Source organism: Nocardia sp. NPDC060220 (assembly GCF_042727815.1).
In the GTDB taxonomy this organism is placed as follows: Bacteria; Actinomycetota; Actinomycetes; order Mycobacteriales; family Mycobacteriaceae; genus Nocardia.
Window position 1 is genome coordinate 1 of sequence record NZ_JBHWZY010000244.1, and the last position, 8,376, is coordinate 8,376.

At 69.5% G+C, this 8,376-nt stretch carries 8 protein-coding genes; 4 read left to right on the plus strand and 4 right to left on the minus strand.

The window, feature by feature from the left end; all coding sequences use genetic code 11:
- Nucleotides 1-441 (minus strand): TetR/AcrR family transcriptional regulator (locus ACFWF3_RS15025; RefSeq protein WP_379314117.1); only part of this gene is annotated, 441 nt, incomplete at its 3' end.
- A gap of 64 nt (nucleotides 442-505) precedes the next feature.
- On the opposite strand from ACFWF3_RS15025, the gene ACFWF3_RS15030 reads away from it, so the two are divergent.
- Both ACFWF3_RS15030 and ACFWF3_RS15035 read left to right on the plus strand, forming a co-directional pair.
- Nucleotides 506-1,318, plus strand: coding sequence for a crotonase/enoyl-CoA hydratase family protein (locus tag ACFWF3_RS15030; protein WP_379314118.1), 813 nt, complete (start codon nucleotides 506-508; stop codon nucleotides 1,316-1,318).
- The gene (locus ACFWF3_RS15035) at nucleotides 1,318-2,685 is read left to right on the plus strand and encodes a hypothetical protein (protein WP_379314119.1); all 1,368 of its coding nucleotides are present in this window, start codon (nucleotides 1,318-1,320) and stop codon (nucleotides 2,683-2,685) included. The genes ACFWF3_RS15030 and ACFWF3_RS15035 overlap by 1 nt, the downstream gene beginning before the upstream one ends.
- Here ACFWF3_RS15035 and ACFWF3_RS15040 read toward each other — a convergent pair whose 3' ends face one another.
- The gene (locus tag ACFWF3_RS15040; RefSeq protein WP_379314120.1) at nucleotides 2,686-3,375 is read right to left on the minus strand and encodes a TetR/AcrR family transcriptional regulator; all 690 of its coding nucleotides are present in this window, start codon (nucleotides 3,373-3,375) and stop codon (nucleotides 2,686-2,688) included.
- A gap of 57 nt (nucleotides 3,376-3,432) precedes the next feature.
- Here ACFWF3_RS15040 and ACFWF3_RS15045 point away from each other — a divergent pair, with 57 nt between their 5' ends.
- Complete coding sequence (locus tag ACFWF3_RS15045; protein ID WP_379314121.1) at nucleotides 3,433-4,107, plus strand: DUF4386 family protein; 675 nt, start codon at nucleotides 3,433-3,435, stop codon at nucleotides 4,105-4,107.
- Here the strand turns inward: ACFWF3_RS15045 and ACFWF3_RS15050 are convergent.
- Entirely contained in the window at nucleotides 4,056-4,748 is a 693-nt protein-coding gene (locus ACFWF3_RS15050) for a TetR/AcrR family transcriptional regulator (protein ID WP_379314122.1), read from the minus strand. The two genes, ACFWF3_RS15045 and ACFWF3_RS15050, sit on opposite strands and share 52 nt — an antisense overlap.
- Before the next feature lie 44 nt (nucleotides 4,749-4,792).
- Nucleotides 4,793-6,091 (minus strand): alpha/beta hydrolase, encoded by a 1,299-nt coding sequence (locus ACFWF3_RS15055; RefSeq protein WP_379314123.1) that lies wholly within the window; start codon nucleotides 6,089-6,091, stop codon nucleotides 4,793-4,795.
- Between the two features lie 132 nt (nucleotides 6,092-6,223).
- On the opposite strand from ACFWF3_RS15055, the gene ACFWF3_RS15060 reads away from it, so the two are divergent.
- Nucleotides 6,224-8,326 carry a bifunctional lysylphosphatidylglycerol flippase/synthetase MprF gene (locus tag ACFWF3_RS15060; protein ID WP_379314124.1) on the plus strand — a complete coding sequence of 701 codons (2,103 nt, stop codon included), beginning with the start codon at nucleotides 6,224-6,226 and terminating at the stop codon, nucleotides 8,324-8,326.
- Nucleotides 8,327-8,376 lie beyond the last annotated feature (50 nt).

Here is an 8,376-nt window from a genome sequence, read left to right on the forward strand (position 1 = left end):
GCCTTCGGCGACACCGTGTGCGATCGCGGTCTCGAACGACGCGGCGAACGCCCGCCGGAATTCCAGCCGCTGCGCGTCGACGGCGGCGTCGACGGGCTCGGCCAGCAGCACGTAGGCAAGTTTCGGATTCTTCATCGCGCGCCCGGCGAAGGTCTCCACCGCGGCGGTGACCCGCCCCACCACGTCACCCTCGGCCACCGCGGCCCGGACCGCGTCGACCTCGCGGGCGACGACCGTCTCGAAGACCGCCGCGACCAATTCGGCCTTGTTCTCGAACTGCTTGTACACGGTGCCGGTCGCGATGCCGGCCTCCGCCGCGACCGCCGCCATCGACAGCCCGGCGAACCCGTCACGGGAGAGCACGCGGGTGGCGCCGTGCACGATCAACGCCCGTTGCGCGTCGAGCCGGGCCTGTACGGCCGGGGTCCTGCGGTACACCATGTGAAGAAGTGAACCATTGATTCACCTCTTCACACAAGGGGCACCGTGGCCGTATGGTCGAGGAATGGAAACAGGTTCACCCGCCGAAACCAGCGCATCCGGTCCGGCGAATTCGGTGCGCGTCGAACACGCGGGCCCGGTCACGACGGTGATCCTGGATCGCCCACACGCCCGCAACGCGGTGGACGGCCCGACCGCTCGCACGCTGGTGGAGGCGTTCCGCGCGTTCGACGCCGACCCCACCTCCTCGGTCGCCGTGCTGTGGGGCGAACACGGCACCTTCTGCTCCGGCGCCGACCTCAAAGCTCTGGGCACCGAGAACAGCAATCAGGCCACCGAGGACGGTGACGGCCCGATGGGCCCGACCCGGCTGCGCCTGTCCAAGCCGGTGATCGCGGCGGTGTCCGGGTACGCCGTGGCGGGCGGGCTCGAACTGGCCCTGTGGTGTGATCTGCGAATCGCCGAGCAGGACTCCATCTTCGGCGTCTTCTGCCGCCGCTGGGGCGTCCCGCTGATCGACGGCGGCACCGTGCGCCTCCCGCGCATCGTCGGCGAAGGTCGCGCACTCGACATGATCCTCACCGGCCGCCCGGTGAGCGCGCCCGAGGCGCTACAGATGGGCCTGGTCACCCGGGTCGTGCCCACCGGCGACGCCCGCCGCGCGGCAGAGGAACTGGCCGCCCAGCTCGCCGCGCTCCCCCAGACCTGTCTGCGCACCGACCGCGCCGCCCTGTACGACCAGTACGGACACACCGAGGAGGAGGCGCTGCGCGTCGAATTCCGGCACGGCATGACCGCGCTGACCGGCGGCGCACTCGACGGCGCCGCCCGCTTCGCCGCGGGTGAGGGCAGGCACGGTAGCGCCGACCACCGCTGATGGACCGCCTCACGGTCGTCGACGAGATCTTCCTGCGGACCCACCGCGGGATGGGCACGCCCATCGCGCTACAGGGTCTGTGGCGTACTCCCGATGCGATGGAACCCGCGCTGTTGCAAGCGATTCACGATCACTTGCGGCTGGGCAGGCTCGGCCGCAGAGTGGTCGGCTCCCGGGTTCCGGGCGCCCGCAGAGGCTGGCAGCCCAACACCAGCGCCCACCCCCTCGACCTCCTCCCGAACCGGACCGCGATCTCCGAGACCGGCTGGCCGGCAATGCCGATCGCCCACCACGATTCCGGTCGCGGTATCGGCCCACTCCCCGCCCACGCGGTCCTGCCATGGGCCGACAGCCTCGGCACCGATCTGGACCCCGAGTTCGCGCCCGGCTGGCGCCTGTCCGCCGCCCGCCTCGACGACGGCGGAACCGTTGTCGCCCTGACCTGTTCGCATGTCCTGGCCGACGCCCGTGGCCTGATCCACGCCGTCACCGCCGCCCTGCGCTCGCTCGATCCGGCGCACGCCTCGATCGGCCTAGCGCCCATCAGCGAAACGCGGTACCGAACAACGTCGTCGGAGTGGGCGGATGCGGTCTCCCAGTGGGTCACCATCTTCGGCGGCACGACCCGGGCGCTGTTACGCAGGTTCCCCCGGCGGTCGGCCCGACCGACCACGGACCACGTTCCGCGCGAGTCGGCCTCCAGCAGCGCTGCGCCGGCGATTCCCGGTTCGACCGGCGACCGGCACCTGCGCCCCCTCCTGCTGACCTTCGATGCCGCCCACTGGGACACCACCGCGAGCACCCTCGGCGGGACCCCGAACAGCCTGTTCATCCACTTGATCGCGAACATCCTGTGGCAGAACGGCTTCCCGAACCCGATCATCACCGCGAGCCTGCCCGTCGACACGCGCGAGGAACCCCGAGTCGACAACGATCTCGCGGTGACCGAGATCGCCATCCACCGCGTCGACACTCCCGCAACCATTCGCGACAAGGCGAGGTCCGCCTATCAGCACCGAATGTCCAGCCCCGCGGGCCTGCCCGAGGAGATCCTCCAGGTGATCCCCGACCGCTGGGCCTACACCCTCAGCGAGGGTGCGGGCGAGCGAGACATCCTGTGCTCCAACATCGGAACCCTCCCCGACGCGGTGCGAAGAGTCGGCCCGCACGACTGCACCCGGGTGGCCGCCCGCGCGATCCATCCCGGCATCACCGCCTTCCCCCGCACCCAGCTCGCGGGCTACCTCTCCCACCTCGGCGATACCTACACACTCGCCCTGGTCAGCCTCGCCGCCGACAACGATTCCCTGCCCGAGGCCGTCGACAAGGCATGTGCGGCAACGGGATTACATCCCGCGCCTTGGTAGTCAGCCGGCAGCGATCCCCGTGAGCAAGGCACGCAGCCCCCATACGAACTGATCCTCGGAGTTCCACGCCGCCATCGCGTCGACCTGCGCCGCCGAGCGTGGCCAGCGATCGCCGTCGAGCAGGGCCAGCCCCTCGCGACGTTGCGCGACCCGCTCGGATTCCGGGGTGAGCGGCGGCTTTCCGTCGGTCTCGGCGACCGTGAGCGCGATGCCGCCGAGCACCTGCACGATCAGCGAGTACACACCGTTCGCCTGCCTCGCCTCGGACAAACCGCCTCGAGCCAGGCACCCGAACAGCGCCTCGCCGACATCGCTCGCCGACGGCCCGTCCATCGGCCCCGACATCATCAACAGCGCGACCGCCGGATGCGCGAGCAGCTCCGCGCGCAGGCCGCGCGCGAACTGGATCACCGCGTCGGCCCACTCCACGCCGGGGTCGCGCAGGGGTTCGAGGGCAACCGCCGAGAGCACGCGTTCGATCACGGCGCGCTCCAGATCGGCCCGGCTCGCCACGTAGGTGTACACGGCATTGGGATTCACCCCGAGCTTGCTCGCCACCGCCCGGATCGACAGCGCCCCGGTCCCGCCCTCATCGAGGAGCTGTAGCGCGATGTCCACCACCTGCTCTTCGGTGAACGAGCGCCGCGCCGGCCGCGCCGCGCCGCCACCTGTTGACTTCGCCTTCGACATGCGGTGGACTGTACCCCGTACAGCTACCTGTACCCCGTACAGCCAGAATGGATTCTCGTGCACAACAAGCCATGGACCACCATCACGCTGCTGATCGGCGCCCCGATCCTGATGAACCTCGCCTTCGTCGGCCTCGGGATGACGTTCGACTACCCCGACGTCCTGCAATTGCCCGCCACCGAGGTCCTCGCCCGATTCCGGGCCGAGCAAGCCACGATCGTCACGCTGTTCGCCCTCCTCGCGGCCGCGGCGTGCGCTTTCATCCCGTTGTCCGTTCTGATCGGGCGCCTGGACGACTCCCCCACGATGCGCTGGGCGGTGCGAGCCGGCATCGCCGCCGCCCTCGTGCAAACCATCGGCCTGCTGCGCTGGCCGCTACTGGTCCCCACCCTGACCGACGCGGACACTTTCGAACGACAGCACACCCTGCTCGGCACCCTCCTGGGCGAAACCGCCGGCTACACCCTCACCGCGATCTGGACCGCACTGGTCATCGCGGCCCTGCGCACCCCGCGGTGGTTCGCCGCACTCGGCTACACCAGCGCCGCCGCCATCGCGACCGGCGTCGTCATCCCGCTCGGCATCGAGCCCGCCGCCGTCGTCAACTTCCTCGGCTACGTGTTGTGGAGCGGGTGGCTGCTGGCCTTTGCGGCTCTGCTCGGCCGCGGCGCGTTCGCGCGTCAGGTCGCCGTCATCCCGACGAGCAGCACACGAAGCCCCCAGACGAACTGATCCACCGAGGTCCAGGCGGCGATCTCCTCCAGATGCGCCGCGGTGCGCGGCCACCTGGTTGGATCCAGGTCTCGCAGCGCCGCGCGGCGGGCCGCGATCCGCTCCGATTCGCCTGGCAGTGGCGGCTTTCCGTCGGTTTCCGCCACGTCGAGGGCGATCGAACCGAGCACGTACACGAATACCGCGTAGACCCCGTGCGCACGGATGGGCGCCTGGAGGCCGCCGCGGGCGAGGCAGACGAACAGCGACTCGGTCATATCCCGTGCCACCGGCCCATCGGCCGACGGACTGTCCATCGGCCCCGACATGATCAACTCCGCCACGGCGGGGTGGTCGAAGAGCCGAGCGCGCATGCCGAGCGCGAACTGGATCACCGCCGCGGTCCACTCCACACCGTCGTCGGAGAGCGGCCCGAGCGCCACCGACGACAGCACGTTGTCGATCACCGTGCGTTCGAGGCCGTCCAACCCACCGACGCGGGCGTGCACAGCGTCCGCGTCGACCCCGAGCCGTCGCGCCACCGCACCGACGGACAGGGCCCCCGCGCCGTCCGCGTCGACGATGGCGAGCGCGGCCTCGGCGATCTGCTGCTCGGCGGGCGGGCCACCGACGTCCGTACCTGGGGTTTTCGCCTCGGACATGCGTCGAACTGTACTCCGGGGACCCTCGCGGAATCCGTCGCCGATCAGGGTGTCAGGCCGAGCCGGGTAGCCAGCCACGGCAGCTGATCACGCAGCCCGAACTCCCACAGCGCGAAGCTGTGTCCGCCGGGCAGAATCCGCAACCGCACGTCCATCCCCGCGTCCTTCGCCGCCTGATACATCCGCTCCACCTGCGGCCGGTACGTCTCGTCATCGGCGCCGACCACGAACGCGCCGGCGGAGTCCGGATACGCCCGCGTCCGCAGCAGATCGAGCGGGTTGACCCGCAGCAGCGCCGCGGTATCCCCACCGAACGCGGCGTCCACCGTGCGCTGACGGTCACCCAGGGTCGGCTCGTCCTCACCCGACATGTCGAGGAAGGTGGGATAGACGGCGGGGTAATTGGTGGCGAGTTGCAGTGCGCAGGTGCCGCCGTAGGAGAGTCCGCCCACCGCCCAGGAACGCGGATCCGGGTCGATCTGCAGATTCGCTCGCGTCCAGTTCGGCACGTCGACGGCCAGGTACGTGGCGACATTGCCGAGTTTCGAGTCCAGGCACAGCGGGTTCGCCATCTGGGAGCCGGTCCCGTCGGCCACCACGACGACCGGTGCGAGCCCGTTGTGCGCGCGGGCGAACGAATTCATGGTCTCGACCAGCTGCCCACCGACGAACCAGTCCTGCGGCGCACCCGGCTCACCGGCGAGCAATACCAGCACCGGCAGCAGAGGACGTGGATCCGCGAAATAGGCGGGCGGCAGATAGATCTGGGCATCGCGCGCGGTGAATCCGGACGCCGTCGGCGGCACCGTCGCGGTCAGAACTCGCCCGCCGTCGGGCAATCCACCGGGCGCGGGCCAGGCCGGCTCGAGCGGACGCGCGCTGATCACCTGCTCACGCCGGGTCAGCTCACGCGCGTCGACCCGGTCGATCTGTTCGACCCCGAGCGCCGCGCCCACCGTCGGATACGACGCGTACTCCAGGTTGATCCTGACTCCCACCGCCACCAGCACCGCCACGGCCGCGAGCACAGTCACCACGCCGGTCCACACCGTCCGGCGCACCAGGATTCGCGGCACCACCAACAGCACTGCCGCCACCGCGATCCCGATCAGCACGTACACCGACACGGCGATCGGATCGGGAAAGGGCCGCCACACCTCCTCCACGAACAAGTACAGCGCCACGGTGAGCACCACCGCGGCCAGCACCACGATCGGCATGATCGTCGTGACATATCGTCGTACGCGAGGTAACAGCAACCAGACCGCACCCAGGGCGCCCAGGACCGTCAACGCCACCGGCAACCATCCGGTGAGCAACGACAGATCGGTGATTCGCGTCATCTCTGACCTCCACAGATGCCACCTCGACTGCCCTGGCGCGCGCATCGCGGTCCTGGTACGACCGCGATGACATACGGTACACAGACGACCTCACCGCGCCGGTGCGGCGCACTCGCAGCAAAGGGTGGTTCTATGAACGACAACGCGGCTGCCCCCGAATCGGCGCCCTCGCGCGGCGTCACCATGGCGCACACTGTGATCCGCCGGATGCCGTTCACCCTCGGCTTCCTCGTCGTGGTCGCGATCCTCGGCATCGCCAGCGGTGGTCTGTGGCGCAGGCTCGACGAGCGTTCCTGGTATCCCGATATCGCCTACGGCTGGCCGCCGCTCACCGAGGGCAAGTGGTGGACGCCGCTGTCCGGCTGGTTCTTCGGACTCACCCCCTTCCAATACTTCTGCATGGCAATCATTTTCGCGGTGGCGGTCGGCTGGACGGAGTGGCGGCTCGGCACCGTGCGCACCGCACTGGTCTGTCTGTCGGGCCAGCTGATCGGCATTCTCGGCGCGTCGGTGACGGTGGGGCTGCTGGCCCACACCCATCTCGGTTGGGCCGACCGGCTTTCCGAGGTCCGCGATGTCGGATTCACCACGGCCGCGTTCTCGGCGCTGGCCGCGGTCTCGGCAACGCTGCGGTCGCCGTGGCGCCTGCGGGTACGCGCCGTGCTGATGGCGCACGTGGCGCTCACGTTCCTGTTCGAGTCGACCTTCGCCGATCTCATGCATCTCATCGCGATCGCCGTCTGGCTGCCCGCGGGCGAAAAGCTGTTCAGCCGCACCGAACACGGCTTCTGGCCCCGCACCCGACGTGAGGTCCGCATGCTGGCCTTCATCGGCCTGCTGGTGATCGCGACGGCCTCGGTGGCGGTGTACTTCTTCCCCGGCAACAGCCTGCTCGGTCCCACCGAGAACGAACGCGGCTCGCTGTGGAGCACGATCCTGACCGTGGTGGTGATCACGGTGGTGGCCGAGCAACTGCGGAAAGGCAGGCACTGGGCGTGGTGGGGCACGCTCGCCTACGGCCTGCTGCACGTGGTGTTCACGCTGGTGCTGCTCGGCGTGGCCATCGGCACCGACTTCGAGACCGAAGGCGCGGTGACCTTCGGAACAGGTCTGCTGTGGGCGGTCGAGGTGGCGCTGCTCTACAGCGGCCGCGGCGCGTTCCGGGTGCCCGTGCGGCGCAAGATCACCGACGGCGCACTCACCGGCACCGATCCCGGACATGCGGTGCGCGCCCTGCTCGCCCGCTACGGCGGCAGCACCATGTCGTGGATGACGACCTGGCCGGAGAACAAATACTGGTTCGCCGCCGACGGTGAACGCTGCGTCGCCTATCAACGTCATGCGGGCACTGTCATCGTGCTCACCGATCCGATCGGCCCCACCGAGCTCCTCCCCGCCACCATCGCCGGGTTCACCGATCGCTGCGAAGCCGACGGACTCGTCCCGTGCCTGTTCTCCACCACCGAGGCGGTCGCCGAGATCGCGGACGAACTCGGGTGGCGCAGTGTGCAGATCGCCGAGGACACCATCGTCGACCTGCCGCAGCTCGAGTTCAAGGGCAAGGCGTGGCAGGACATCCGGTCCGCGATCAACAAGGCGAACAAGGAGGGCATCGAGTTCCGGCTCGTCGAGCTGGCCGACGAACCGTTCGCGGTGATCGCCCAGGTGCGCGCCATCTCCGAGGAGTGGGTGGGCGAAAAGGGGCTGCCCGAAATGGGATTCACCCTCGGCGGCGTGGAGGAGGCACTCGACCCGGCCGTGCGGGTGGGGCTGGCCGTCGACGCCAAGGGCAGCGTGCACGGCGTCACCTCGTGGTTGCCCGTCTACGGCCCCGGCGACGAGATCCGTGGCTGGACCCTCGACGTGATGCGCAGGCGCCCCGGCGGTTTCCGGCCGGTGGTGGAATTTCTCATCGCCTCGTCCTGCCAGGAGTTCAAAGAGGAAGGCGCCGAGATCGTTTCGCTCTCGGGGGCACCGTTGGCGCGCAGTGCGAGTACCGACGGTGCCGAGCCCATCGACCGTCTGCTCGAAGGGCTCGGCGCCGCGATGGAGCCGTATTACGGCTTCCGGTCACTGCATACGTTCAAGGCCAAGTTCCAGCCCCGCCACGAGCCGGTGTACCTGTGCTACCGCGACGAGGCGGACCTGCCCCGCATCGGCATCGCTCTGACGAAGGCATACCTACCCGAGGTCTCGGCCAAGGATCTGATGACTCTCGGGGCGTCCGGCAAATAGACGCCGACGCGCGGATCTCAACGCGCGGGCACCGCGACCGGCGTAACCGG

Excerpts from the sequence above, each read along its gene's own strand:
- ACFWF3_RS15035 (WP_379314119.1), top strand. The coding sequence starts at position 1,318 with ATGGACCGCCTCACGGTCGTCGACGAGATCTTCCTGCGGACCCACCGC.
- ACFWF3_RS15040 (WP_379314120.1), bottom strand. The coding sequence starts at position 3,375 with ATGTCGAAGGCGAAGTCAACAGGTGGCGGCGCGGCGCGGCCGGCGCGG.
- ACFWF3_RS15055 (WP_379314123.1), bottom strand. The coding sequence starts at position 6,091 with ATGACGCGAATCACCGATCTGTCGTTGCTCACCGGATGGTTGCCGGTG.
- ACFWF3_RS15050 (WP_379314122.1), bottom strand. The coding sequence starts at position 4,748 with ATGTCCGAGGCGAAAACCCCAGGTACGGACGTCGGTGGCCCGCCCGCC.
- ACFWF3_RS15060 (WP_379314124.1), top strand. The coding sequence starts at position 6,224 with ATGAACGACAACGCGGCTGCCCCCGAATCGGCGCCCTCGCGCGGCGTC.
- ACFWF3_RS15030 (WP_379314118.1), top strand. The coding sequence starts at position 506 with ATGGAAACAGGTTCACCCGCCGAAACCAGCGCATCCGGTCCGGCGAAT.